The sequence below is a fragment of the Microbacterium sp. NPDC056052 genome (genome assembly GCF_042266785.1).
Lineage (GTDB): Bacteria > Actinomycetota > Actinomycetes > Actinomycetales > Microbacteriaceae > Microbacterium.
In genome coordinates this window covers 1-25,326 of record NZ_JBHJWV010000003.1, presented here as the reverse complement: position 1 = coordinate 25,326, position 25,326 = coordinate 1, and the positions used below count along the sequence as shown (strand labels likewise).

Below are 25,326 nucleotides of genomic sequence, written 5' to 3'. Positions count from 1 at the left end.
GGACCGAATGGGCATGCCCTCTCCCCTTCCGGTGCGCGACGGCGTCGGAGCGACGCGTCTGCGCGTGCCCTCCGATGGCCCCTGGCCGACCGTCGGCGCCTTCATGGCCGAGCGCTTCTTCCATCTCGATCCGCAGCGCCTGCTGGACCGCTTCGACCGCGGCGAGATCGTGGCGATCGACGGCACCCCTCTCTCGCGCGAGACCCCGCTCGGCGTGCACGACTTCGTCTGGTACTACCGGGAGCCGCCGGTCGAGAAGCGGATCCCTTTCGACGTCGAGATCCTGCACCAGGACACCGATCTGGTCGTCGTCGACAAGCCGCATTTCCTCCCGACCACCCCGGGCGGCAAGTACCTGCAGAACTCGGCCCTGGTGCGGCTGCGCAATGCGCTCGGCATCCCTGAGCTCACGCCGATCCACCGCCTCGACCGCGCGACGGCCGGCCTGCTGATGTTCTCGACGCGGCCCGTCACGCGGGGCGCGTACCAGCTGTTGTTCGAGAACCGCCGGGTCGAGAAGGTCTACGAGGCGGTCTCCTTGCTGCCCGAGGGCTGGGATCCGCAGGCGCCCGCGCTCGGTGGATCCGCGCTCCCGCTGGTGCATCGCAACCACATCGAGAAGCTGCGCGGGCACGTCTGCGTGCGCGTGGATCCGGCGCGCGAGCCGAACGCGGAAACCCTCGTCGAGCTCCTGGGCTTCGATGACCGGGTGCTGCACACGCTGCTGCGCCCGCATTCCGGACGCATGCATCAGCTGCGCGTGCACCTCGCCGAACTCGGCGCCGGGATCCTCAACGACGCCTTCTACCCCGAACTCCTGCCGGAGCAGCCCGACGACTTCACCCGGCCGCTGCAGCTGCTCGCGCGCGAGCTGCGCTTCACGGATCCGCTGACCGGCGCCCCCCGCGAGTTCCGCACCCGACGGTCGCTGCAGGAGGCCCCGGCCCCGGCGTGACGCTCGGCCCGTCTCGCCGGCGCCCCGGCTCAGCGCCGCATGATGCGCCGGGCGAGCCAGGTGCCGAGGGTCTGCACGAGATGCACGAACACGACGATCAGGATGATCGCGGCCCACATCACGACCGGCTCGAACTGGCGGAAGCCGTAGACCTGGGCGAACGCGCCCAGACCGCCGCCGCCGACCAGCCCTGCCATCGCGGTCATGTCGATGAGCGCCACGACGACGAAGGTGTACCCGAGGATCAGCGGCCCTAGTGCCTCGGGCATCGCGACCGTGAGCAGGATCCGCCAGGGTCCGGCGCCCATCGACCGCGCGGCCTCGATCACGCCGGGCGACACCGAGACGAGGTGCTGTTCGACGATGCGGCCGATCGCGAACGACGCGGCGACGCCGATCGCGAAGGCGCCGGCGTTGATGCCGATGCCCGTGCCGATCACGATCCGGGTGAACGGCTGCAGCACGGCGATGAGGATCACGAACGGGATCGGCCGGAAGAAGTTGACCAGGAACGAGATGAGGATGCTCACCGGACGGTTCGGCAGCAGGCCGCCGGGACGCGTGACGTACAGGCCGATGCCGATGACGGTGCCGATCACGCCCGCCATCGCGAGGGCGAACGTGGTCATGTACAGCGTCTCGAGCGCCGCCTGCCAGAAGTCCGGGAGCAGTTCGATCAGGCGATCCATCAGCGCACCCCGCCTTCGGCCTCGGGCGCGTCGGATCCGATCTCGGTCACGGTCGCGTGCTCCCTGATCGTCCGGAGCGCCGCGTCGATCGTCGCGTCCGTGCCGCGGATCGCGAGCGTGAGATGGCCGAACGCGCGGCCGCGGATGTCGTTGATCCCGCCGTAGACGAGCTCGAACGCGAGGCCGGCCTCGGCGAGATCCAGGAACACCTGGGCCTGCGAGGAGTCTCCGTCGCGGAACGAGAACGTGACGAGCCGGCCCTCGTGGCGCGCGCCCAGCGACGCCTGCTCCGCAGGACTGGGGATGCCCTTGATGACGGTGCCGACGAAGCGCTGCGACGCCGGGTTCCTGGGATTCGAGAACACCTCGAACACCTCGCCCTGCTCGACGACGCGTCCGTTCTCCATCACGGCGACCTTGGTGGCGAGGGTCTGGATCACGTCCATCTCGTGCGTGATGACGACGATCGTCACGCCCTGCTCCCGGTTCACCCGGGCGAGCAGTTCGAGCACCTCATGCGTGGTCTGCGGGTCGAGCGCACTCGTCGCCTCGTCGGCGAGCAGGATCGCGGGCCGGGTGGCGAGCGCACGCGCGATGCCGACGCGCTGCTTCTGGCCGCCGGACAGCTGCTCGGGGAAGGCCCTCGCCTTGTCGGAGAGCCCGACGAACGCGAGCAGCTCCGTCACCCGCGCCTCGATGTCGGCCTTGGACCAGCCCGCGAGCGTGAGCGGGTAGGCGATGTTCGCCCTGACCGTCTTCGCGGAGAACAGGTTGAACTGCTGGAAGATCATGCCGATGCCGCTGCGCACGCGGCGCAGCTCGCGCTCGGTGAGTGTGGTGAGGTCGACGCCGTCCACGACCAGGCGGCCGCTCGTGGTCGGCTCCAGGGCGTTGATCAGCCGCACCAGCGTGGACTTTCCGGCCCCGGAGTACCCGATGATCCCGAAGACGTCGCCCTGCGCGATGTCCAGGGACACGTCGTCGACCGCGATGACGGGCGAGCCGTCCCGTGCGGTGGGCGGATAGGTCTTGGTGACGCCCTGCAGGCTCACGATCGGCATGGGTTCTCCGGTTCGGTTCTGCGTCACGGGGTTCTCGCGACGCGGAACCGGGCGACGCGGTTCTGCGTCACCCGGTTCTGTCGTGCGCGGCGGAGTCCGTCCCGCCGCCGGCCTTGGGGCCTCAGTTCTTGTGCGCCTTGACGTCCGACTCGACCTTGGCCTGCACCTTCTGCAGATCAGTGGCCGAGAGGACGGTCGGCACCCCGATGTCGCCGGAGGCCTTCTTCAGACCCGCCTGCACAGCCGGATCCTTCTGGAAGATCTCGACGAGCTTCAGGTACGTGGGGTTGTCCTTGTCCTTCGCCCGCGCGGCGAAGATGTTCACGTAGGGCTGCGCGCTCGCATCCTTCGCGTCGTCCTGCGCGAGGGCGTCGGCGAACGTGAGCCCTGCATCCTTCACGAAGTCGTTGTTGATGATCGCCGCGTCGACGTCGGGCAGGGAGGTCGGGATCAGCGCAGCCTCGAGCGGCGTGACCTTGACCTTGGACGCCGCCGTGTCGACGTCGGCGACATCGGACAGCGCGGTGCCGCCGGACTTCAGCTTCACGAGCCCCGCCGACTGCAGCACGAGCAGCGCGCGCGCCTGGTTCGACGCGTCGTCCGGCACCGCGACGGTTCCCCCGGACGGGATCTCCTTCACGCTCTTGTGCTTCTTCGAGTACAGGCCGAGCGGGTAGATCGCGGTGGATCCGATCGCCTGCAGGTCCTTGCCGGACTTCACGTTGTACTGCGCGAGATAGACGATGTGCTGGAACTCGTTGAGGTCGAGCTCACCCTCGGCGAGGGCGGGGTTCGGCTGCTCGTAAGAGCCGAAGTCCACCAGCTCGACGGTGATGCCCTCCTTCTTGGCGGCCTCGACGAAGGCGGGCCACTGCGGGTCGCTCTTGCCGACGACGCCGACCTTGACCGTCTTTCCGGACTCGGAGGTCGGGTCGGATCCGGCACCCGATGCGGACGAGCAGCCGACGAGGGAGATGACGAGCGCGGCGGCGGCGGTGGCGGCGGCGAGCGCGGTGGTGAGCGTGCGGGACATGGCTGTGAGTTCCTCTCTTGGGGGACTCGACCACGCTACGAGGGTGGCGGAGCGCCCTCCGAATCGGCCCGTCACACGGCGTCACAGCTCCGCGCGGGCACCCGCCGTCATGAGCTCGGCCTCGGCCTCGACGGAGGGAGCCGGCGCGGCAGCGCGCCTGCCGCGCGCCCTCCGGACAAGCCGCGCTCCGAGATCGATCAGCACGCCGAACACGATCGACAGCACAACGCCGGCCACTGCCGCGAGCAGGGGCGAATGCCCGAGCCACGCGGAGGCGACGGACGCGATCAGCGCGCTGAGCACGACCCAGCCGACGGCCGCGACGAGAGACAGCGGGAGGAAGCGACGGTACGGCAGCCTGGTCGCGCCCGCGGTCATGTTGACCGCGACGCGTCCGACCGGGATGTACCGCGCGACCAGCAGGTACACGGCCGGTCTAGCGGCGAGACGCTCCCCCGCCCACCCGAACGTGGAACGCACGCGGGGGCGGCGCATCCAGGCCCACCGCTCGGTGCCCATGCGACGGCCGATCGCGTACGCCGCGCTGTCACCGGCCGCGGCGCCCACGCCGGCGGCGATGAGGACCAGGATCGCCGTCGGGGTCGCCGCCGGCCCCGTCGCGAAGGCCAGCGACAAGGCGCCGACGACCACCGTCTCGCTCGGCACGGGTGGGAAGAACCCGTCCAGGAAGCAGAACAGCAGGATCAGGATCGGCGCCCACGGGGTGAGGAGGAACGAGCTCAGGAGGTCGGCCATGCCCTCACGGTAGGTCGCGGAGGCGCCGGGTCGCGTCCCTCTGCAGAGTGATCCTCGCTGCGGGTCGTACTACGCGAGTACGACCCGCGCGAGCAGGCGCGCGCTGCGCGTCTCGGTCAGTCCAGCTCCTCGAGCCCCTGCAGGCGGAGCTGCTCGAGGTCGAGCCGCGCGGAGATCCGTCGCACGACGAGATCGTCGACCGTGCCCGAGCGACGCAGGCCCAGCAGCACCTCGCGCTTGCGGTCCAGCAGCGCCAGCTTGAGCCGCGTGAACTCCTCGTGGCGCACCAGCGGCGAGCGCTGCAGGAGGTCGACGTCCTCCGAGGTCGCGATCATCTGCAGCGTCGCCCCCTCGATGAGCGTGCGTCGCGGAGCGGACCCGCTTGCGGTGCCCTGCTCGTCCCGGTCGATCGGCTCGCCGCCGATGCCGTCGGATCCGATGCCACCGGACGAGATCCCCTCGGACCCCGAGGCATCCGCTTCCGGCTCGGTCCCCGCGGCGAGGGGGTCGGGCTGCCCGAGCATCTCGTCCAGCGCCTTGACCTCTGCATCCACGAGCGCCTGCTCGCGGGCGAGGGTGCGCGCATTCGTGTACTCGAGCATCTGGTAGCCCTCGAACCGGATCCGGTCGCGAACGTCATCGCTGACCTCGTATCGCACGGCGAGGTCGTCCAGCGCGGAGAGCGCCGCCCCCGAGATCGTGCGCTCGGCGAGCTCGTACTCCTCGACCTCGCCCTGATCCGCGGGGATCCGCGCCCAGCGCACGATCGCCGGCAGGAGCGTGCCCTGCACGAGCAGGCTCAGCAGGATGACGCCGGCCGTCACGAACACGATCTCGTCGCGGCCGTCCAGTGCTCCCCCGGCGACCGCGCCCGCCGGCACGGAGAGCGCGATCGCGAGAGATACGGCCCCGCGCATGCCCGCGAACGTGCTCAGCACGCGCGAACGCGCCCGCACGCCCCGGGGAGGACGGGGGCCGGTGCGCTGGTAGAACGGCACGCTGAGCAGCTGGAACAGATAGCGCACGACCAGAAGCGCGACCCAGACCGCGAGCGTGACGAGCACGAGGCGCCCGATCGCGCCGGCCGAGATCTGGTGCACGACGTACTGCACCTCGAGTCCGATCAGCACGAACAGCGCGCCGTTGAGCAGGAACACGCCGAACGGCCAGGCGGACTCGGCCTGCCGTCGGGACTGCGCCGTGGTGACGGTAGGCGAGACGTACGCGATGATCACCCCCGCGACGACGACCGCGAGGACGCCCGATGCGGTGATGAGCTCGGCGAGGAGGAAGGCCACGAACGGGATCAGGAGCAGGGTCGTGTTGATCACGATCGTCGAGGAGACGACGCGCAGCAGCAGGAACGCGAGGGCCGCGACGGCTACACCGGCCGCGATGCCACCCAGGTAGGAGACGATCACCGACCAGGTGACGCTCAGCGGGGTGATGTGCCCGCCGACCGCGAGCGAGATCCCGATCGCGTACAGCACGAGGGCCGTGCCGTCGTTGGTGAGACTCTCGGCCTTGAGCTTCATGAACATGCGCCGCGGCAGCAGCCGGCCGAGGGCGGCGACCGCGGTCGCGTCGGGCGGCGCGACCGCCGCACCGAGGATCAGCGCGGTCTCCCACGGCAGCCCGAAGAACAGCCCGATACCCGCGACGGCGAACGCAGAGGCCACGACGAGCAGCGTGCTCATGGGCAGGATGTAGCGGAAGTCGCGGCGGATCGCGCGCAGCGACGTGGTCAGGCTCTCCCAGAACAGCATGACCGGCAGGAACAGCAGCAGCACGGTCTCCGGCGGCAGCTGGATCTCGCGGAGGGCGGGCACGAATCCCAGCGCGAGGCCGATGATGACGAGCACGAGCGGCAGCGCGAGCCGGAGCCGCGGTGCGAGCAGGGCGCCCGTGAGGATCGTGAGCCCCAGCAGAACGGTGACTTCAAGACCTTCCATGCGCGGCCTCCTCTCGTCTCGCATGCGGACCGCGAGCGCTGTCCGCCCAGAGCACAGCGCCGCATGGGACCACGGTATTCCCGGGTGGGACTCCGTCGCCATCGATGCCGGCACATCCGTCGCACCGGGCGGCGGCCCGAGAGGTCGGCGCCCGAGCGGTCAGCGCGCCGTGTCGGCGAGAGGCGGGTCCGCGGGGTGCGGTGCGGCAGGAGCGCTGTCGCTCGTCGACTGGAGCACCAGATGCGCGCGCTCGTGCCCGCCCTGCAGGCGCTCCCGCACGCTTCGCCCGCTCAGCAGGCCGGCGAGGTAGCCGCCGGCGAATGCGTCGCCTGCGCCGACCGGCTCGACCACCTCGGTGGGGATCGCGGGCACGAAGGTCCGGCCGTGCGCGGAGAACTCGGTGGCGCCGACATCGCCGTCCTTGACGATCAACCGTGCCGGTGCGGGGAGGAGCTCGCGCACGTCCTCCGCGGTCCGGCAGCCCCACAGCGTCTCCGCCTCGTCGCGCCCCACGAAGACGATGTCGGCCCGGTTCGCCAGATCGCGGAGGACCGGGGCGGCGTCGGCGACCGGCCAGAGCCCCTGGCGATGATTCACGTCGAAGCTCAGCAGCGCACTGCTCGCGGCGACGCGCTCGAACACGGCGTCGATCATCGCGGCGCAGTCGCCCGAGAGGACGGGGGTGATCCCCGAGACATGCACGACCGCCGCCTCCTCGATCGGGATCCGGACGATCGACGCGGGGGTCATCCGCGACGCGGCGGACCCGGCTCGGTAGTAGCTGACGCCGCGACCGGGATCCTTGAAGAAGACCCCGGTGGGCGCGGTCTCATCGAAGGACACCCAACGGGTATCGATGCCCTGTGCCGTGATCTCGCGGTGCACCCGGCGTCCGAGCACGTCGTCTCCGAGCGCACTCACCCAGGCGGCCGCGCCGCCGAGCGCCGCCACGTGCCCCGCCACGTTGGATTCGGCGCCGCCGATGCGGAGCCGGATGCTCTCCGCGTCGAGGAGGGACTCCGCCCTGCTCGGTGTCACCATCGCCATGGTCTCGCCGATCGCGATGAGAGCGGGAACGTCTGCTGATGCCATTCCGGCATTCTCCCCCACCGATCACCACTGACGCAACACTCGTTGCATGAGACGCAACTGAATGGATTGCGCGACGAATCCTCCCCTTTCGGGGCCGCCCTGCGGATCCATCGGTGCTCAGCCCAGTTGCTCGGTGAGTTCGAACCAGCGCAGCTCGAGCTCCTCGACCTCGGCCTCCCGCGCGGAGATCTCCTTCATCTTCTCGCCGAGGCCCGCGTAGTCGGACTGATCGTGGTCGGCGAGGGCGTGCTTGGCGCGGTCGATCTGCTCGGCCAGCTTCTGCATGCGGCGTTCCAGGGCTGTCAGCTCCTTCTCGGCCGTGCGACGATCGGCGCCGCTCAGGGCGGACTCGGCCGCCGGTGCTGACGCGGAGGCGGATCCTGCCGCAGGGGCCTTCTGATGCGTCTGCTCGAGCGCGCGCAGCCGCAGATACTCGTCCACCCCGCCCGGCAGGTGCCTGAGGCGCCGGTCCAGGATCGCGTACTGCTGATCGGTCACCCGCTCCAGGAAGTAGCGGTCGTGGCTCACGACGAGAAGGGTGCCCGGCCAGGAGTCGAGCAGATCCTCGATCGCCGCGAGCATGTCGGTGTCCATGTCGTTCGTGGGCTCGTCGAGGATCATCACGTTGGGCTGATCGAGCAGCACGAGTAGCAGCTGCAGTCGGCGCTGCTGGCCGCCCGAGAGGTCCTTGACGGGCGTGGAGAGCTGCGCCGAGGAGAAGCCGAGCCTCTCCAGCAGCTGCCCCGGCGTCAGCTCGGCCGCCTTGGATCCGGTCCCGAACGTATAGGTCGTGCGCAGCCGCCCGATCACGATGCGCACCGGCTCGTCCCAGACGTCCTGCAACTCGTCCAGGCGCTGGGTGAGCGTCCGCACCTGCACGGTCTTGCCGTGCTTGACCCGGCCGCTCGTGGGAGCCAGAGTCCCGGCGACGAGGCCGAGCAGGGTCGACTTGCCCGCGCCGTTGACGCCGAGGATGCCGGTGCGCTCCCCCGGCGCGATCCGCCACTCGACGTCGCGCAGCACTTCGCGCTCCGGGGTCGATGCGGAGGCGGGGAAGGTGACGCCCGCGTCGATGAGATCGACGACGTCCTTGCCGAGCCGCGAGACCGCGAGCGACTGCAAGCCGATGCGGTCGCGGATCTCCGGCACGTCGGAGATGAGCTCGTTCGCCGCATCGATGCGGAACTTCGGCTTCGACGTGCGCGCGGGGGCGCCGCGGCGCAGCCAGGCGAGCTCCTTGCGCGCGAGGTTCTGCCGCTTCGCCTCGGTCGCCGCCGACATCCGGTCGCGCTCGACGCGCTGCAGGATGTACGCCGCGTAGCCGCCCTCGAAGGGCTCGACGATCCGGTCGTGCACCTCCCAGGTCTCCGTGCACACCTCGTCCAGGAACCAGCGATCGTGCGTCACGACCATGAGCGCGCCCTGGTTCGCAGACCAGCGCTTCTTCAGGTGCTCGGCGAGCCAGCCGATCGCCTCCACGTCGAGGTGGTTGGTGGGCTCGTCGAGCGCGACCACATCCCAGTCCCCGACGAGCAGCTTCGCCAGCGAGACGCGACGGCGCTGGCCGCCGGAGAGGTCGGCGACGGAGGCGTTCCAGTCCAGATCGCTCACGAGGCCGTCGATCACGTCGCGGACCTTCGGATCCCCCGCCCACTCGTGCTCTGGGGTATCGCCGACGATCGCCCCGCCCACCGTGAGGGCGTCGTCGAGCACGTCGGCCTGGTCGAGAACCCCGATCGTGGTGCCGCCGCGCACGGTCACGCGCCCGGCGTCGGGCTCCAGGCGTCCGGCGAGCATCGCGAGCAGGCTGGACTTGCCGTCGCCGTTGCGGCCGACGATCCCGATCCGATCCCCCTCTTCGATGCCGAGGGTGACGGAGTCGAAGACGATCCGGGTGGGGAACTCGAGATGGAGGCCTTCGGCCCCGAGGAGATGTGCCATGTCGGTTCCTAGCGTACGGAACCGACCGGTGCTCCTCCCTCCACGATCTGCGGGCGCGGCTCTACGGTAACGTCGGGCACGACCGATCACAGGCTTTCGAGGGAGCGGGATGGACCTACCGCACCGCGCGCGGGCACACGCGCGCTCGTGGATCGAGTGGGCGGCGGTCGTCACCATCATCGTCGCCGGCGCGTGGACGACCTGGGTGCGCGTCCCGCCCGATCACCGCCGTCGCCCCTGGGCCGAGGACGCGAACATCTTCCTCGATGAGGCGATCCGCGACGGTGCGTGGAGCGTCATCGTGCACGGCTACGCGGGCTATCAGCATCTGCTCCCCCGCCTCGTGATGGCGGCGATCTTCCCGTTCTTCGACATCGCGCGCTACCCGATGCTGGTCTTCGCGATCTGCTCGGTGTTGGTCGGTGCAGCCGCAGCAGCCGTGTTCTGGCTGTCCCGGGACCTGCTGCCCTGGCTACCGGCCCGGGCGACTCTGGCAGCGATCACTGTGCTGCTCCCCCTCGCCGCCCAGGAGACGATCGGCAATCTCGCGGATCTCCACGTCTACGCCCTGTGGATCATGCCGTGGCTGCTGCTGTATCGCCCGCGGCGGTGGAGCAGCAGTGTCGCCTGGGCCGCCATCGCGTTTCTGCTCGTGATGACCGAGATCCAATGCGCCTTCTTCTTCTGGTTGATCCCCTTCCGCATGCGGCGCACGGAAGCGCGCGCCTTCCCGATCTTCGCCGCCTTCCTCACCGGCTCGGTCTGGCAGATCGTCACCGCTGTCCTCGTCGCACGCCCGCCGGGTGAGGGCCCGTTGAGCATCGGATCGACCTTCCTCGGTTGGATGGTCAACACGGTCATCCCGCTGGCCCAGGCGGACCCGGTCGCCGTGCGGGCGCTCATCCACTCCTCGGGGCTGCTCGTCGCGTGGGCGATCCTCGTCCCTGTCGCCGCGGCGACGTGGGTCGCGCTGTGGAAGGGCACCCCGAAGCAGCGTCTTCTCACGGTCACCCTGCTTCTCGGGTCGGCTGCGACGTACACCGGCAGCGTCTGGGCGAACAGCCAGGACGCGTTCCGCTACGCCGAGTTCGGTCTCGACCACATCGACACTCTCACAGTGAACATCCGCTACGGGGTGCCGTCCGGCATGCTCTTGAGCGCCGTGATCCCACTGGCCGCGGCGATCCTGGTGTCCCGCACCCGAGAGCCGACCCCTCAGGCCAGGCGCACCGCGACCGCGGCGATCACGACCGCATTCGCCGCGGTCTGCTGCATCGCCGTCGTCGCCACTATGTGGCACGGCGACCTCCACACACTGTCCTTGCGGGGGACGGTGCCGGAATGGCCGGAGGCCGTCCGCGCCGCCATGGATCAATGCGGGTCGACCAGGCCGCCCGAGACCGTCTCGCTGCCTGTGGCGCCCTGGCGCTCCCTCGACCTCTCGTGCACGGAACTACTCTCCCTGCGACGATGACCGATCGGGCCGAGGGCGAGCGCCGCCTTCGTCCGTGCACCGCTCAGGCCAGGCGCAGGTGCACGATGTCGCCGGCGGCGATGCGGTGCTCCGCCCCCTCGGCGCTGACGATCAGGCAGCCGTCCGCGCCGAGCCCCGACGCCTCGCCGACCAGATCGGCGCCGCCGGGGAGCATCACGCGCACCGTCCGGCCGAGCGTGAGGCAGCGCGCCGCCACGGCGTCGCGCAGACCGCTCGCGACCGCCGAGCCGTGCTCCACGAGCCCCTCGATCCACCCGTCCAGCCGGGCCAGGTAGCCGGCGACGAGCAGGTCCGAGTCGGCCTGCGCGCCCTCCACGGCGAACGAGGTCGCGGTCTCGACCGGGAGCTGCTCGGCCGTCATCGCGGTGTTCACGCCGGACCCGACGATCACGACGTCGGATCCGGTGGCCTCGGCGAGGATGCCGCAGATCTTGCGGTCGCCCACCAGCACGTCGTTCGGCCACTTCACGCCCACGCCCCGCTCGGGCAGCTGAGCGGCGATCGCGTCGGCCATCGCGAGGCCCGCGGCGAGCGGGATCCAGCCGCGTTCGGCGAGGGGAACCCGCGGCACGCGCAGCAGCACGGACAGGGCCAGCGCGGATCCGGCCGGCGCCGTCCACACGCGGTCGAGGCGACCACGGCCGGCGACCTGGTCCTCGGTGAGGATCGCGGACAGGTGGAGCCAGCCGTCCCCGTCATCCGCATGCGCGCGCAGATCGGCGTTCGTGGATCCGGTGGAGACGACGACCTCGAGGCGTGCGGCGGCCGCGGTGCTGTGCGGGAAGCTCATCCGGTCACCCTATCCGCGGGGTCCGGCGGAGGACGAGGACGGCCGCCGACGGTCAGAGGGTCCGCACAGAGGATCCCGCTCCGGTGTTGTGCCTCTCATCCAACGGACCCCCGGGCCCCGGCGCTAATGTGGAAACCGTGACGGACACGCCTGACCTCTATACGACCGCCGGCAAGATCGCCGACCTCCGCGCCCGCTACGACGAGGCCGTCGTCGCGGCCGAGGCGAAGGCCAAGGAGAAGCAGCACGCCAAAGGCAAGATGACCGCCCGCGAGCGCATCGAGCTGCTCGTGGACCCCGGCAGCTTCGTCGAGTTCGACGAGTACGTGCGGCACCGCACGACCGCGTTCGGCATGGACAGGAACCGGCCGTACGGCGACTCCGTCGTCACCGGCGTCGGCACGATCAACGGCCGCACCATCGCGGTCTACTCGCAGGACTTCACGACCTTCGGCGGCTCGCTCGGAGAGGTCTCCGGCGACAAGATCATCAAGATCATGGAGTTCGCGCTGCGCAGCGGCGTGCCCATCATCGGCATCCTCGACTCGGGTGGCGCCCGCATCCAGGAGGGCGTGCTCGCGCTCAGCAAGTACGGCGAGATCTTCCGCGCGAACACCCGCTCCTCCGGTGTGATCCCGCAGATCTCGATCATCATGGGCCCGGCCGCGGGCGGCGCGGTGTACGGCCCCGCCCTGACCGACTTCGTGATCATGGTCGACAAGACCAGCCAGATGTTCGTGACCGGCCCCGACGTCATCAAGACCGTCACCGGCGAGGACGTCGGGATGGAGGAGCTCGGCGGCGCGTACACGCACAACACCCGCTCCGGCGTCGCGCACTACCTCGCCGAGGACGAGGACGACGCGATCGACTACGCACGGACGCTCCTCGGCTTCCTGCCGGACAACAACATGGCGGAGCTGCCGTCGTACTCCAACGACTTCGAGTTCGAGACGACCGATGCGGATCGCACGCTCAACACGCTGATCCCGGACTCCGCGAACCAGCCCTACGACATCCACGCCGTCATCGAACACGTCGTCGACGACGGCGAGTTCCTCGAGGTGCAGCCGCTGTTCGCACCGAACATCGTGATCGGCTTCGGCCGCGTCGAGGGCCGCTCGGTCGGCATCATCGCCAACCAGCCCTCGCAGATGGCGGGCACGCTCAACATCGAGGCCGGAGAGAAGGCCAGCCGCTTCGTGCGGTTCTGCGACGCCTTCTCCATCCCGATCGTCACGCTCGTGGACGTGCCGGGCTACCTGCCCGGCACCGACCAGGAGTGGACCGGCGTGATCCGCCGCGGCGCCAAGCTCATCTACGCCTACGCCGAGGCCACGGTGCCCCTCGTGACCGTGATCCTGCGCAAGGCCTACGGCGGCGCCTACATCGTGATGGGCTCCAAGCAGCTCGGGGCGGACGTGAACCTGGCCTGGCCCACGGCCGAGATCGCCGTCATGGGCGGCCAGGGCGCCGTGAACATCCTCTACCGCGGTGAGATCAAGCGCGCGGAGGAGGCCGGCGAGGACGTCGCCGCCGTCCGCACCCGCCTCGCCAACGAGTACACCTACAACGTCACCAGCCCGTTCCTGGCCGCCGAGCGCGGCGAGATCGACGGCGTCATCGAGCCGGCCAACACGCGCGTCTCGATCGCGAAGGCGCTGCGGGCGCTGCGCGGCAAGCGCGCGGAGCTGCCCCCGAAGAAGCACGGGAACATCCCGCTGTGAGCGCGGAGGACGACGGGGCGGTCGAGATCCAGGTGTTGCGCGGCTCGGCCTCCGAGGAGGAGCTCGCGGCGCTCATCGCCGTGCTCTCCGAAGCCTTCGTGGCGGAGGAGGCGGATGCCGTGGCCGCCGAGAAGCCGGTGTCGGCCTGGGGCCGCACGCAGCGCGCCCTCAGGGCGCCGCTGCGCCGGGACATCCCCTGGGGCCGCTTCTCCGGCTGACCGCGCCCTGCACGCCGGCGACCGGGCTTCTCGGGCCTCCGACGGGGATATTCACCTCCGTCCGGATTTGTCCCCCAAAATACCTACAGACATCCCTCTTGCAACCCGGAAGACTCTTTCTTGCAACGCTTCGCGTTCGACCGGATCTCTGCCACAGGGTAGGCAGACGATCTCCGGTCTCTGCGGGCAGTTTTCGGGTAACTGTTCCGCGCCTGGCGAGGGGCGGGCGGCTTCGCCGCCCCTCGCCCTCTCTTCCTCCTCACGGAGAGAGGGGGCCTCTTCCTCACGAACAGAGCGGGCTCCCGTTCCTCGCGAAGAGCGGGCCTTCGCGGAAGGATCACTCCCCGCGCGAGCGCGGGATCTCGTGCCACAGCTCGACGGAGTCCTCGTCCGAGGACTCCCCCGCGGCGGAGCGTCCGACCACGGTCACCGCGATGCGCGCGTCCTTCGGGGCGCGGATGATCAGCCGCGCGGAGGACGAGTCCGCGAGCACATCCGCCAGCTCCTCGCGGATCAGGCCCTTGGCCTGCTCGTCGAGGCCCTCCAGCCCGCCATCGTCGAACACGGTCACGGTGGCGCCCCTCGCGCGCGCCGTCTCGATCGCCGCGCGGGCACGCTCGTTGAGCAGCTCTCCACCGCGGATCTCGTCGCGGAGCCGCCCCTCGGACAGATGCGCCTCCTGCCGCTCCTCGACGGACAGATCGCCCCGGGTCGCGATGACCCTGGCGAGGATCGGCCCGGCGACCGCGAGCGCGTACTGGACGCGTTCGCGGCGCTCGCGCTGGCGGACGATCTGCGTCGCCTGCCAGGCCGACGCCGCCTGCTGGATCCCTGCCAGTCGATCGGTGTCCTGCACCGCGCGTCGCCAGAAGGCGACCAGCAGTTGGGCGATCACCATCCACACGGTCGATCCGACCAGCCCGAGGCCGAGCGCGTCCAGGAAACCGATCCACAAGGTCGACGCGATCGTGAGCAGGAGCAGCACCAGCCATCCGGCGAGCGGGCGGCGGCGCACGATGCAGACCACACCGATCAACCCCACGGAGCCGATGTACCAGGTGGCGTAGGGGGCGCGCAGCGCGCCGGAATCAAGGCCGAGATTGCTCAGCTGCGGGATCGCGACCGTGGAGGCGAGCGCCAGGGCGGCGGCCCAGCGCGGCATCTTCACCGCGCGAGCGGCGCCGACGATGGCGATCACCGCGAAGGACGCGAGGTAGATCGCCACGGCGAGCAGCACCAGCAGCGGACGCGGCGGCGGCGAGGTCCACCACAGCGCCCGTGCCGAGAAGTAGCAGGCGAAAACGAGCGCGAGCCCGGTCGCGACGATGCGGACGGTGAGCCTCATATCCGCGACCAGCCCATCGTGACGATCGTGCCGCGACGGTCGGAGTCGATCGTGGCGCTGCCGCCGACCGCCGCCATCCTGGCCAGGATCGAGGCGCGGATCCCGAGCCGGTCCGCACCGACCTGCGCCGGGTCGAACCCGTGGCCGGTGTCGCTGACCTTGACGGTGAGCCCCGTGTCGCCGTGCCCTTCGACGACCACGGCGAGCCCGCGCGCAGAGGCGTGCGCGACCGCGTTGCCGATCGCCTGCCGCGCGGCGAGGGCCATCGCACGGGCGACGCGGTCGGGGACGGCGCCGTGGCCGAACTGCTCCACCTCGATCGTCAGGCCCATCTGCGTCACGGCGCGGCGCAGATCCTCAGCGAGCAGCTCGACCTCCACCGGCTCGTCGCTGCCCTCCTGCGCCGGCGCCTCCGCATTCGCGAGGCGGGTCAGTGCCTCCCTCGCCATGTCCATGGCGAGGGCGCGCTCCCGGTCGGTGCCTGCGCGCTCGGCCGCGATCAGCGCGGCGAGCACGCTGTCGTGCATGAGCGCTGCCACGGCGACGCGCTCGTGCTCGACCGCCTCGGCGGACGCGGCCTCGGTGTAGAGCGCGACCGCGCGACCGCGGGCGTCGTCGACGCCGTTCGCGACCGAACGGAACATCCAGCCCAGCGCGACCAGCACGAGCCCGAGGATCAGCGTGAAGGACACGTCGAACGCCGTGACGATCCAGAAGTCCGCTCCGAAGTCGCCCTGCACGAGCCGGACGGCGCCGTAGATGAACGGGCCGACGAGCGCCCACGCGACCTGCACGCCGAGGGGGAATGCGACGACCGCCGCGACGCCGGCCACGTTGACGAGGAAGAAGATCCACGGCTGATCCGAGGGGTCGAGGTTCCTGTGGGTCGCCACGAACGGCCACAGCAGGAGGTCGATGAGGTACGCGACGAAGAAGATCCCCGCCGTAAGGCGCACCCCGCGCCCGAGCGTGCAGCACACCAGCATCGCGAGCCACGGCACGAACACCAGCGCCATCATCGTGACGTGCGGCGCATCGACGACCCGCATCTTGATGAGTGCGTTCACCAGCGCCTGGGTTCCGAGCGCGAGCGCGCCGACCCCGACGACGATCGCGATGATGCGCTCCATCCGCCGTCCGGCGAAACGCTCCAACTCCTGCCCGACCTCGCCGGGCGTGGGGATCTTCTCCCACGCCTCTCTGAGACCGTGATCCGCCGACACGCGCTCAGCCCCTCGGCCGCGGCGGCATCACGCTCGCCTCGGCCGGTGCGCCGCGGCGCCCGCGCGGTTCAGGAGACACCCTGCGGATCCTCCTGCGCCGTCTCCACGATGCCGTCCTCCATCGCGCGCCGCAGCAGGTCGACCTTCGTGGGCGCCGGGCGTCCGACCTCGACGTACTTGACCCTGATGCGGGTGATGTTCTCCTTGGCCGTCGAATAGGCCACGCCGAGCCGCTCCGCGACGACCTTGAGCGGCAGGCCCGTCGCGTACAGGCGGAGGACCTCGCGCTCTCGGGTGGAAAGCTGCGCGTCCGCGAACGCGGTGTCGCCGTCGACCGCGTTCGCCCACTCCACGTTGTTGAGGGCCTCGCCCCGCGCGACCGTGCGCACGGCGGCGATCACGTCGTCCAGCGGCGAGGACTTGCTGATGACCCCCGCGGCTCCCGCCGCGAGCGCCTCGCGCACCGACACCGGGCGGTCGGCCACGCTGTGGATGACCACGCTGGATCCGTCGACGACGAGCCGGGTGACGTTCTCGGTCACCGTCGTGCCGTCGCCCAGGGTGAGATCGAGAACGACGACGTCGGCGGGAGCACTGCCCGCGTGGCTTCGCGCATCGAGGTACTCTGCCACGCCGGCGCCCGCGAAGACGACGTCGAAGGACGCCCGCTCGAGCGCGGCGGCGAGTCCCAGACGAACGGACTCGTGGTCGTCGATCAGGGCTACACTGCTCACGGTCTCACCCTATCCCGTGGCCCGGCGGGTCCACGCTCGCTCCTTCACCGCGGGCGATCCTCCCGCCGCGGCTCACCGTGAGAGCAGGGCCACCGTCTCCAGGTGGTGCGAGTGCGGGAACAGGTCGAAGGCGCGGAGGGCCCGCGGCTCGTATCCCAGACCACGGAACGTGGCGAGATCCCGGGCGAGCGCGACCGGGTCGCAGGCCACGTAGGCGATCGCGGCCGGATCCAGTGCGGCGACGTCCTCGACGACGGCCCGTCCGGCGCCGGAACGGGGCGGATCCAGGATCACGGCGCCGCCGGCGAGGCCCCCGGAGGCGGCGCCGTCCGCACGCAGGAAGCGGTCCACGCGCGCGGTGACCGCCTGGACGCCGAGGTCGCGCAAATTCGCGGCCGCATGCCGGGTGGCGCGAGCGGAGGATTCGACGGTCGTGATCCGTCGCGCGCCGAGCCGGGCCAGGGTGGCCGAGAACAGGCCGACACCGCCGTAGAGGTCGAGGTGCGCAGCGTCCGGATCGACCTGCCCGTCGAGCAGCTCGGCGACGGCCCCGTCCAGGAGCCTGGCGGCGGCGGGGTGGATCTGCCAGAAGCCGTCGGCGTCGAGCGTGAAGGAGCGCTCTCCGACGCGCTCGACGATGGTCTCGGGAGCGGGGCGCCGCGGCCCGCGACGGCCCCTGGCTCCGTGCGCGACGCGCTCGGCCTCGGTGCGCAGCACGCGGCGCACCTCGCCGTCTGCGGGTTCGACGAGCTCGATCCGGCCTTCCGGCAGCCCGCGCAGCTCGCGCGCCGCCGCATCGATCGCGGGCCGGGCGAGCACGTGCTCGGCGACCGGCACCACGCGGTGACTGCGCGCGGCGAAGGGGCCGATGCGCCCCTCGTCGTCCACGTGCAGGGTGACCCGGGTGCGCCAGTTCTCGTCGGTTCCCGTGGCCTCGACCTCCGGGGCGTCGATCCCTCCCCCGGCGAAGCGGTCCAGAGCCTCCTGCAGCACCCGGCGCTTGAGCACGCGCTGGTGCGCGATCTCGATGTGCCCGAGGTCGGCGCCGCCCGGCCGCTGCTCCGGCACGCGCGACACGTCGGCCTCCGGCCACACGTGCGGGCGCCGATGCTCCGAGGCGTCGAGCACCTCGACGGTCTCGGCCCGCCAGAACGAGCGCGTGTCGGCGGCGTCGACCCCTGAGCCGGCCGAAGGGTCGGTCAGCCGCGCGCGCACGCGTTCGCCGGGGATCGCATCCGAGACGAACACCACGCGCCCCTCGTGCCGGGCGATGAAGACGCCGCCGTGCGCGATGGCGGTCACGTCGAGGTCGAGAAGGGCGCCCTCGGACGCGTGGGAATCGGTCACCCCTCGATCATCCCAGACCTCGGAGCCCGCCCGCCGCCGGATCCGGATCCGACGGCGGCGCACCGCTAGCGTTGACCCATGCGCGTGTGCCTCGCCTCCACCTCGCCCGCCCGACTCGCTCTCCTCAGGCAGAGCGGTATCGAACCGCTGTGCCTGAGCCCCGATGTGGACGAGGACGCGGTCGCCGCCGCCGAAGCGGAGCGGCTCGGCCGGAAGCTCGCACCGGAGGAGGTCGTGCTGCTGCTCGGGCGCGCGAAGGCCGCGGACGTCGCCGCGCGGATCCCTGACGCGCATCCCGAGTTCGAGGGGATCGTGATCGGCGGCGACTCGATGTTCGAGCTCGACGGCGAGGTGCACGGCAAGCCGCACACGCCGGAGCGGGCGCTCGCGCGCTGGCACGCCATGCGCGGCCGCACCGGCGTGCTGCACTCCGGGCACAGCGTCATCCTGGTGCGCCCCGGCGCGCCCGCCGAGGAGGCGCACGCGGTCGCGGAGGCCGCCGTGACGTTCGCCGCGGACATCGACGACGCCGAGCTCGACCGGTACGTCGCCACCGGGGAGCCCCTGCTCGTGGCGGGCGCCTTCACCGTGGACAGCCTGGGCGGCGCCTTCATCGAGCGGGTGGACGGCGATCCCTCTACGGTCGTCGGCATGTCCCTGTCCACCCTCCGGCATCTCGCCGGACGGCTCGGGATCCGCTGGACCGACCTGTGGAACGCGGTGCCGCCGTCTTCCTGAGCCAGCTCCCCGAGGACCCGCTTCGTAGGATCCGGGACGCGTTCCGCGCCGATTCTTGTGGAGAGTCGTCAAAAATATCGGCCGCGCTGTCGATAGGCTGACATTCATGCCTGACATCGCCAAGGTGCTCGTCGCCAACCGCGGCGAGATCGCCGTCCGCATCATCCGCGCCGCGCGCGACTCCGGTCTCTCCTCCGTCGCCGTGTACGCGGACCAGGACCGCGACGCCATGCACACGCGCCTCGCCGACGAGGCCTACGCCCTCGACGGGGCCACGAGCGCCGACACCTACCTGCAGATCGACAAGATCCTGTCGGTGGCCCGCCGCGCCGGGGCCGACGCCGTGCACCCCGGCTACGGCTTCCTCGCCGAGAACGCCGCGTTCGCCCGAGCCGTGATCGGCGCGGGCATGGTGTGGATCGGCCCCTCCCCCGAGGCCATCGAGGCCCTGGGTGACAAGGTCACCGCGCGCCACGTCGCCGAGAAGGTGGGCGCGCCGCTCGCCCCCGGCACCCCTGGCCCGGTGGAGACGGCCGCCGAGGTGGTCGCGTTCGCCGAGAAGGTGGGCCTGCCCATCGCGATCAAGGCCGCCTACGGCGGCGGTGGGCGCGGCCTCAAGGTCGCGCGCGAGCTCGACGAGGTCGCCGAGCTGTTCGAATCCGCGACGCGCGAGGCCGTCACCGCTTTCGGTCGGGGAGAGTGCTTCGTGGAGAAGTACCTCGACAAGCCGCGCCACGTCGAGACGCAGTGCCTCGCCGACGCCGAGGGCAACGTGGTCGTCATCTCGACGCGCGACTGCTCGCTGCAGCGCCGCCACCAGAAGCTCGTCGAGGAGGCGCCGGCGCCGTTCCTCACCGACGAGCAGAACGCCCTGCTGTACTCGGCGTCCAAGGCCATCCTCAAGGAGGTCGGCTACGTCGGCGCCGGAACCTGCGAGTTCCTCATCGGCGCCGACGGCACCGTGTCCTTCCTCGAGGTCAACACCCGCCTGCAGGTCGAGCACCCGGTCTCCGAGGAGGTCACCGGCATCGACCTCGTCCGCGAGCAGTTCCGCATCGCCGCCGGCGGCACCATCGACTACGACGACCCCGCCCCGCAGGGCCACTCGATCGAGTTCCGCATCAACGGCGAGGACCCGGGCCGCGGCTTCCTGCCGCAGCCCGGTCCGGTCCACGTCTTCAAGACGTTCGGCGGTCCCGGCCTGCGCCTGGACTCCGGCGTGACCGCGGGCGATGTCGTCTCCGGCGCGTTCGACTCGCTGCTCGCGAAGATCATCGTCACCGGCAAGGACCGTGCAGAGGCGCTCGAGCGCTCCCGGCGCGCGCTCGACGAGTTCGAGGTCTCCGGCCTGCCGACCGTGCTGCCGTTCCACCGCAAGGTCGTGAACGACCCCGCCTTCACCGCCGAGGACGGCCGGTTCGGCGTCTACACGCGCTGGATCGAGACCGAGTTCGTCAACGACATCCCCGCCTGGGACGGCGAGCTGGAGGCCTCCTCCGAGCCCAAGGGCCGGCACACGGTCGTCGTCGAGGTCGCCGGCAAGCGCCTCGAGGTCAGCCTGCCCGACCGCGTCGCCGCCTCCGTCGTGGGCACGGGCGGGCGTCCCGCCGCGGTGCCGCCGTCGCGGCGCAGTCACGCCAAGACCGTGAACGCGGGCGCGTCCGGCGATGCGGTGAAGTCGCCGATGCAGGCCACGGTCGTCAAGATCGCTGTCGAGGAGGGCCAGCAGGTCGTCAAGGGCGATCTCGTGGTCGTGCTCGAGGCGATGAAGATGGAGCAGCCGCTGCAGGCGCACAAGGACGGCGTCATCGGCAACATCAACGCCGACGCCGGCGCGACCGTGTCGGCCGGCCACCAGCTCCTCACGATCAGCTGACGCACCCCTCGGCCCGCGAAGGGCCGCAGCACCAAGAAGCGGCGCTCCCGGACGGGGGCGCCGCTTCTTCGTCGTCTCCGCGTCAGTTCGCGATGTAGACCTGATACCGCGCACTCAGTTGACAGCACACACGTTGGGCCCCGTGAAGCCGGCCGCCTTCGAGCGCGACCCGCACCGCGACTTGGTGTCGCCGCGCAGATGCTGCGACCTCGGCGACCGTGAGCTGCAGGATCACAGGCCTGCTCTTCCGTACGGAACCGCGTCGGGAACACTGGGGTTCGTCATGCACGGACGTTACGCACCCCTTCGGACAAGACCGCGCGCGCCAGCCCGCAATCGCAGGGAAGCACGGGGACGCCTCGCGGCTTCACCCCAAGAGGAGCGGGAGCACCTGCGGCAACGTCGACACGCCCTCAGCGGCGAGGAAATGCCCTGCGCCAGGCACCTCGACAACCCCGGCCTGCAGGTACCGGCCCAACGCGATCGTCATCTCCGTGGGGACCACCGAGTCATTGTCGGACAAGACAACGGAGCGACGATGCAGACGAGGCACCAGGCGCTTGAGGTCAATCGGGTCCCTGGTGAAAGCATCCAGTTCGGGTAGCGCCGGCAACGGATTCACGAACCCTGCGACGGCGACGAAAGCACCAATATCGCCGTCGGTGTCCGCGAGCGCTCGAAGGGCAGTTATCGCACCCAGGCTGTGCGCGACGACGGCGGTACTCGGCCCCGGCTCCCCGATCGCGTGACGCGCCGCGTCAGTCCACACGTCACGGTCCGGACTTCCAGATTCGGGAAGCGCTGGAACGTGCACGTCCAGGCCCTCAGCACGCAACCGATCAGCAACCCAGCCGAACCAATGGTCGCCCGGAGACGCCCCATAACCATGGAGGATAACGACGCGTTCGATGCTCATGATCACGGCAACCCTGACCGAGGCTGCGCCATTCCATCCGCCATCGCCAACCACTTACGGATCTGCGTGATATTGAGGGCTACCTCGATCGTCAGGTCGTTTGCTGACATCCCCTGGACACGAAGCCGTGCGTCCGCCTGCGGGCGCACGGCGTCGATGGACTTTAGCGGTTGAAGATCCCGGACTACCTCCACGGTGACGCGCTGCTCGCCGCACCTGGTCAAATGGACGTGCGCGGCGAGAAGACCCCGTTGCTTCGTCGTCGTCACCCGCGAAGCCCGCCACGCCGGAGGCGAGGTCCACGACCGCATGCCCGCGTTCCTCACCCCCGACGCGATGGACGCATGGCTCGAGCCAGCGAACCTCGACCGCGGCGGCCGGGAGAACATGCTCGCCCTCCTCGACGGATCCTCCACAGCGGCCGCCTCCACGATTGAGCAGTACGTCGTCGACCGGAAGGTTAACAACACCCGCATCGTCGACCCGTTCGACCCGACGGTTGTCGAGCCCGCTGGCTGACTCACCGGTCACGCCGCGGGACCTGTGTTGCGGGGAACGGGCTACCCCTCTCGGTGGAGGATTGAATCCGCACTGGCGGCGAGGGCGCGGCGCAGGGCCCGGGTGTCCGCGAAGCCGGCGGCGCGGGCGAGTTGGGTGAGGGTCATGTCTTTGCCTTCGCGGGTGCGGGCGAGGGCTAGTGCGAGTTCGACGCGGCGGCGTCTGATGTGTTCGGTGAGGCTTATGCCGGTGAATTTGCGTTGCAGGCTTCGGGCGGAGATGCCGAGCATGTCCGCGATCTTCTGGGTGTTGAGAGTGGGGTTGTGCGCGCTCACTTCGACGATGTCGAGGGCGCGGTCGTGAATGCTTCGACGGTATTCGCGCGTGAGCTGGCCCACAGTGAGGGCCGCGGTCCGCCTGTACAGCTCTTCGAGGAACCTCGCTTGTGCATGGCGCTGAGCCTCAGGAAGTTCCGGGGAGCGACGGGTGACGGCCGCTCCGAGCGCGGCGACGTCGCCCCAAAGCAGGTCTGTGAGGACGATCGGTGCGAACTCGAGGCCCAACACAGCGGCGAGGGCGCGGATGTCCGGGTTGCCACCCTCGGCAATGACGAGTAGCGCTTCCATACCTCTGGTCGTGACGCTGACGTTACCCGTGGAAACAACGAAGACGGCGACCTGGTCGCGGCTGACCGTCGTCGAACGCCCCTGGTATTGGACTGTGGCTTCGCCTCGGCTGGGCAGGATCACGTAGTCGTTCGAAGAATCGAGATGGATCGTCAACCGTGAGGCTCTCGTGTGCAGGAAATAGCTCCGCACGCCTTCGTAGGGCGCTGAGACGAAGTCGATGATTACACCGGGTGGGGCGACGATATCGCGGGGTAGATCCATATCCATTGAGACCACCTAATCCGGATTCCATCACGCGGTTCGCAGCCCTGTGTGCGTGCAGTTCCCGATCGACGGCGCGAACCCGGGCCACCATCTGATCCGTGTCGTGATTTTGCTCTTCGTTGGCGAGGTTTGCAAGACATCCCGCGCCTCCATGAACACGGTATGCAAAGTGGCCTTCTGCCCATTGAGGGCATGCGCACAGGCCGTGGGGGTCGGTGCGTTCGCGGAGAGAAAGAACGCACATGGGGAATGAAAATCAGGACGTCTCGCAGAGGGTCTCCCGGCGATCGGTGACGAAGGCAGCAGCCTGGTCGGTTCCGGTCATCGCAGCGGCGGTTGCCGTGCCGGCGCGTGCGGCATCCGCACCGGCGCCGGTGCGGATGGTTGACATCGTCGCCCTTCCGATGAGTGTGGTGAGCGCGTCGGACGCACCCGTGACCATGACGATCAACGGCACAGAGCAGCCGACCTACCGCCCCACGCTCGACAGTGGAGGTACGGGCACGACGGTCACCTATCAGGTGGGCTTCACGATCACGAACGATCCGACCAGCACAGTGCCTTTCCCCGCCGACGGAATTGTGCTCTCGATCGGGTACCACGACTCCGCGCAGCTCGGACTGTCGACGGGGCCGAACACCCTGTTCTCGTTCATGGATCTGCCGAACCGCGACACGAACCTCACCAATGTCACCCCCGGATTCAACTACGCGTTCTCCAGCTCATTCCAGCTGGGACCGGACCCTTTCGAGTACGCGGCATACGAGGGCGGATATCTCACGGTCGACCAGTACGCGTTCGTGCTCCCGTCCGCGATCCCACCGGGCGGCTCGTTGACCGTGACCTTCAACTACACTGTGCACGCCCTGCCCATCGCGAACATCCAGACCGCCTCGAACCTCGCGCCTCCGGTCACCGTGACCAATCAGCCGCGAAGCGCCGGCGGGCTCTCCACCACTGCCACGGCTGCAGGCTGGACGGAAACGGATACCGGGAACAACTACGGCCCGAACGACCACAACTACCAGAACTTCACCTACCTGACCTGACCAACTCAGGACACCGGCAGAGAGACGGGTGTGTGCTCTGCCAGCGGTCGGCCTATGTCCGGAGCAGGATGGCCGCCCCTGCCGAGTTCGGACGTTCACGCTTCTCGCCGCCGCTCTTCGGGCTCGCCCACCTGGGGACTTGATAGATGAGCCTGAAGAACCCACAGACGAGCAAACGCGAGCTCCCAGCCTCGCGTTGCTCGCTTTGTCTCCCCATCCCAGGGAAGCAAACAGGCGGCCCACACGCCCCCAGCCGTGGGGGCCGCCACCACAGTGGTAACGACCAGAAGGACACTCCGATGACAAACCGTACTGAACTCTTCGCCTTCCTTGGCTCCGAGGATACCGCCCCGAAATTCTTCGACCACGTCTCCGACACCGTCCAATGGACCGTGATGGGCACGCACCCGCTCGCCGGGCTGTACCGCACGAAGCATGCCTTCTTCGACGCCACTTTCGCGGTCCTGCCCGGACTGATGCGAGATGGCCTCACACTCCATGTCGAACAATTCCACGACGCCGGCGAGTACGGCATTGTCGAACTCCGAGCCAACGCCACAACCCTCGAAGGCGTGCCCTTCGACAACCGCTACTGCTGGGTCTGCCGATTCGACGAAGACCAGATCGTCGAGGTCCGCGCCTACCTTGACTCCGCCATGGTCGCGTACGTAGTTGGGCGCGGAAACGCCACGACGCTCCACTAACGCCTGTGCCGGACGAACTCGCCGTCTAGGCTCTGACAAGATTGGTCCGCGTGATGTGGCAGCCCTGGAGGTGAAGATCCCCGAGGGCTACCAACTGCTCTCCGTCCGCCGCGTCTGACCGCGGCACCAACGACGAAACCGCCCCCGCTTCTCTTCCTTGAGTTCTAGTGGTCGTCGCAACACCTGATCTTCCAGGGAATTGTGACGACCACTATGGACGAGCGTCGAAGTCGGCAGAGGTACACGGTCGAGGAGAAGGCAGCCTTCTTCGCGTTGTTCGAGGAGTTGCAGAGC

24 protein-coding genes are annotated in these 25,326 nt (G+C 69.8%); 9 read left to right on the top strand and 15 right to left on the bottom strand.

From position 1 onward, the window contains the following. Positions 1-13 precede the first annotated feature (13 nt). Positions 14-955: a pseudouridine synthase gene (locus tag ACFC1J_RS06715; RefSeq protein ID WP_375903698.1), complete on the top strand. Its 942-nt coding sequence runs from the start codon at positions 14-16 to the stop codon at positions 953-955. A gap of 29 nt (positions 956-984) precedes the next feature. On the opposite strand, the gene ACFC1J_RS06710 is transcribed toward ACFC1J_RS06715, so the two are convergent. From ACFC1J_RS06710 to ACFC1J_RS06680, 7 genes are all read right to left on the bottom strand, one after another. Next, a complete protein-coding gene (locus ACFC1J_RS06710) occupies positions 985-1,644 on the bottom strand; it encodes a methionine ABC transporter permease (RefSeq protein ID WP_375903696.1) in 660 nt (219 codons plus the stop codon). Beyond that, positions 1,644-2,705 carry a methionine ABC transporter ATP-binding protein gene (locus ACFC1J_RS06705; protein WP_375903694.1) on the bottom strand — a complete coding sequence of 354 codons (1,062 nt, stop codon included), beginning with the start codon at positions 2,703-2,705 and terminating at the stop codon, positions 1,644-1,646. Before ACFC1J_RS06705 ends, ACFC1J_RS06710 begins: the two co-directional genes overlap by 1 nt. Positions 2,706-2,826: 121 nt before the next feature. After that, positions 2,827-3,738 (bottom strand): MetQ/NlpA family ABC transporter substrate-binding protein, encoded by a 912-nt coding sequence (locus ACFC1J_RS06700; protein WP_375903692.1) that lies wholly within the window; start codon positions 3,736-3,738, stop codon positions 2,827-2,829. Positions 3,739-3,819: 81 nt separating this feature from the next. Next, entirely contained in the window at positions 3,820-4,494 is a 675-nt protein-coding gene (locus tag ACFC1J_RS06695) for a DedA family protein (RefSeq protein WP_375903690.1), read from the bottom strand. Between the two features lie 116 nt (positions 4,495-4,610). Continuing rightward, positions 4,611-6,446: a Na+/H+ antiporter gene (locus ACFC1J_RS06690; protein ID WP_375903688.1), complete on the bottom strand. Its 1,836-nt coding sequence runs from the start codon at positions 6,444-6,446 to the stop codon at positions 4,611-4,613. A gap of 159 nt (positions 6,447-6,605) precedes the next feature. Continuing rightward, positions 6,606-7,538, bottom strand: a complete 933-nt coding sequence (locus ACFC1J_RS06685; RefSeq protein WP_375903686.1) for a sugar kinase — start codon at positions 7,536-7,538, stop codon at positions 6,606-6,608. A 117-nt stretch (positions 7,539-7,655) separates the two neighbouring features. Next, on the bottom strand, positions 7,656-9,479 hold the full coding sequence (locus tag ACFC1J_RS06680) for an ABC-F family ATP-binding cassette domain-containing protein (protein WP_375903684.1): 1,824 nt from the start codon (positions 9,477-9,479) through the stop codon (positions 7,656-7,658). A 109-nt stretch (positions 9,480-9,588) separates the two neighbouring features. On the opposite strand from ACFC1J_RS06680, the gene ACFC1J_RS06675 reads away from it, so the two are divergent. Continuing rightward, positions 9,589-10,953 carry a hypothetical protein gene (locus ACFC1J_RS06675; protein WP_375903682.1) on the top strand — a complete coding sequence of 455 codons (1,365 nt, stop codon included), beginning with the start codon at positions 9,589-9,591 and terminating at the stop codon, positions 10,951-10,953. A 43-nt stretch (positions 10,954-10,996) separates the two neighbouring features. Here the strand turns inward: ACFC1J_RS06675 and ACFC1J_RS06670 are convergent, their stop codons facing one another. After that, positions 10,997-11,764 (bottom strand): biotin--[acetyl-CoA-carboxylase] ligase, encoded by a 768-nt coding sequence (locus ACFC1J_RS06670; RefSeq protein WP_375903680.1) that lies wholly within the window; start codon positions 11,762-11,764, stop codon positions 10,997-10,999. A gap of 137 nt (positions 11,765-11,901) precedes the next feature. Here ACFC1J_RS06670 and ACFC1J_RS06665 point away from each other — a divergent pair, with 137 nt between their 5' ends. Beyond that, complete coding sequence (locus ACFC1J_RS06665) at positions 11,902-13,491, top strand: acyl-CoA carboxylase subunit beta (protein WP_375903678.1); 1,590 nt, start codon at positions 11,902-11,904, stop codon at positions 13,489-13,491. Continuing rightward, complete coding sequence (locus ACFC1J_RS06660) at positions 13,488-13,709, top strand: acyl-CoA carboxylase subunit epsilon (protein WP_375903676.1); 222 nt, start codon at positions 13,488-13,490, stop codon at positions 13,707-13,709. Before ACFC1J_RS06665 ends, ACFC1J_RS06660 begins: the two co-directional genes overlap by 4 nt. A 337-nt stretch (positions 13,710-14,046) precedes the next feature. Here ACFC1J_RS06660 and ACFC1J_RS06655 read toward each other — a convergent pair whose 3' ends face one another. The 4 genes from ACFC1J_RS06655 to ACFC1J_RS06640 all read right to left on the bottom strand — a co-directional run bounded on the left by ACFC1J_RS06655 (position 14,047) and on the right by ACFC1J_RS06640 (position 18,358). Then, a complete protein-coding gene (locus tag ACFC1J_RS06655) occupies positions 14,047-15,054 on the bottom strand; it encodes a hypothetical protein (RefSeq protein ID WP_375903674.1) in 1,008 nt (335 codons plus the stop codon). After that, on the bottom strand, positions 15,051-16,277 hold the full coding sequence (locus ACFC1J_RS06650; RefSeq protein ID WP_375903672.1) for a sensor histidine kinase: 1,227 nt from the start codon (positions 16,275-16,277) through the stop codon (positions 15,051-15,053). Before ACFC1J_RS06650 ends, ACFC1J_RS06655 begins: the two co-directional genes overlap by 4 nt. A 68-nt stretch (positions 16,278-16,345) precedes the next feature. Beyond that, positions 16,346-17,011, bottom strand: a complete 666-nt coding sequence (locus ACFC1J_RS06645) for a response regulator (RefSeq protein ID WP_375903670.1) — start codon at positions 17,009-17,011, stop codon at positions 16,346-16,348. A 72-nt stretch (positions 17,012-17,083) separates the two neighbouring features. Further along, positions 17,084-18,358 (bottom strand): class I SAM-dependent RNA methyltransferase, encoded by a 1,275-nt coding sequence (locus ACFC1J_RS06640; RefSeq protein ID WP_375903668.1) that lies wholly within the window; start codon positions 18,356-18,358, stop codon positions 17,084-17,086. Between the two features lie 78 nt (positions 18,359-18,436). On the opposite strand from ACFC1J_RS06640, the gene ACFC1J_RS06635 reads away from it, so the two are divergent. Both ACFC1J_RS06635 and ACFC1J_RS06630 read left to right on the top strand, forming a co-directional pair. Next, a complete protein-coding gene (locus ACFC1J_RS06635; protein ID WP_375903666.1) occupies positions 18,437-19,096 on the top strand; it encodes a Maf family protein in 660 nt (219 codons plus the stop codon). A 106-nt stretch (positions 19,097-19,202) separates the two neighbouring features. Continuing rightward, positions 19,203-20,972 (top strand): acetyl/propionyl/methylcrotonyl-CoA carboxylase subunit alpha, encoded by a 1,770-nt coding sequence (locus ACFC1J_RS06630; protein WP_375903664.1) that lies wholly within the window; start codon positions 19,203-19,205, stop codon positions 20,970-20,972. A gap of 367 nt (positions 20,973-21,339) precedes the next feature. Here the strand turns inward: ACFC1J_RS06630 and ACFC1J_RS06625 are convergent, their stop codons facing one another. Beyond that, a complete protein-coding gene (locus ACFC1J_RS06625) occupies positions 21,340-21,888 on the bottom strand; it encodes an RBBP9/YdeN family alpha/beta hydrolase (RefSeq protein WP_375903662.1) in 549 nt (182 codons plus the stop codon). 195 nt (positions 21,889-22,083) lie between these two features. Here ACFC1J_RS06625 and ACFC1J_RS06620 point away from each other — a divergent pair, with 195 nt between their 5' ends. Then, positions 22,084-22,407, top strand: a complete 324-nt coding sequence (locus tag ACFC1J_RS06620) for an SOS response-associated peptidase family protein (protein WP_375903661.1) — start codon at positions 22,084-22,086, stop codon at positions 22,405-22,407. A 41-nt stretch (positions 22,408-22,448) separates the two neighbouring features. On the opposite strand, the gene ACFC1J_RS06615 is transcribed toward ACFC1J_RS06620, so the two are convergent. Beyond that, positions 22,449-23,282 (bottom strand): helix-turn-helix domain-containing protein, encoded by an 834-nt coding sequence (locus tag ACFC1J_RS06615; protein ID WP_375903659.1) that lies wholly within the window; start codon positions 23,280-23,282, stop codon positions 22,449-22,451. A gap of 253 nt (positions 23,283-23,535) precedes the next feature. Then, the gene (locus tag ACFC1J_RS06610) at positions 23,536-23,670 is read right to left on the bottom strand and encodes a hypothetical protein (RefSeq protein WP_375903657.1); all 135 of its coding nucleotides are present in this window, start codon (positions 23,668-23,670) and stop codon (positions 23,536-23,538) included. Positions 23,671-23,692: 22 nt separating this feature from the next. Between ACFC1J_RS06610 and ACFC1J_RS06605 the strand changes: the two genes are divergently transcribed. Continuing rightward, positions 23,693-24,328: a hypothetical protein gene (locus ACFC1J_RS06605; RefSeq protein WP_375903656.1), complete on the top strand. Its 636-nt coding sequence runs from the start codon at positions 23,693-23,695 to the stop codon at positions 24,326-24,328. 299 nt (positions 24,329-24,627) lie between these two features. Continuing rightward, positions 24,628-25,032, top strand: a complete 405-nt coding sequence (locus tag ACFC1J_RS06600; RefSeq protein WP_375903654.1) for a nuclear transport factor 2 family protein — start codon at positions 24,628-24,630, stop codon at positions 25,030-25,032. The last annotated feature ends 294 nt before the right edge of the window (positions 25,033-25,326 follow it).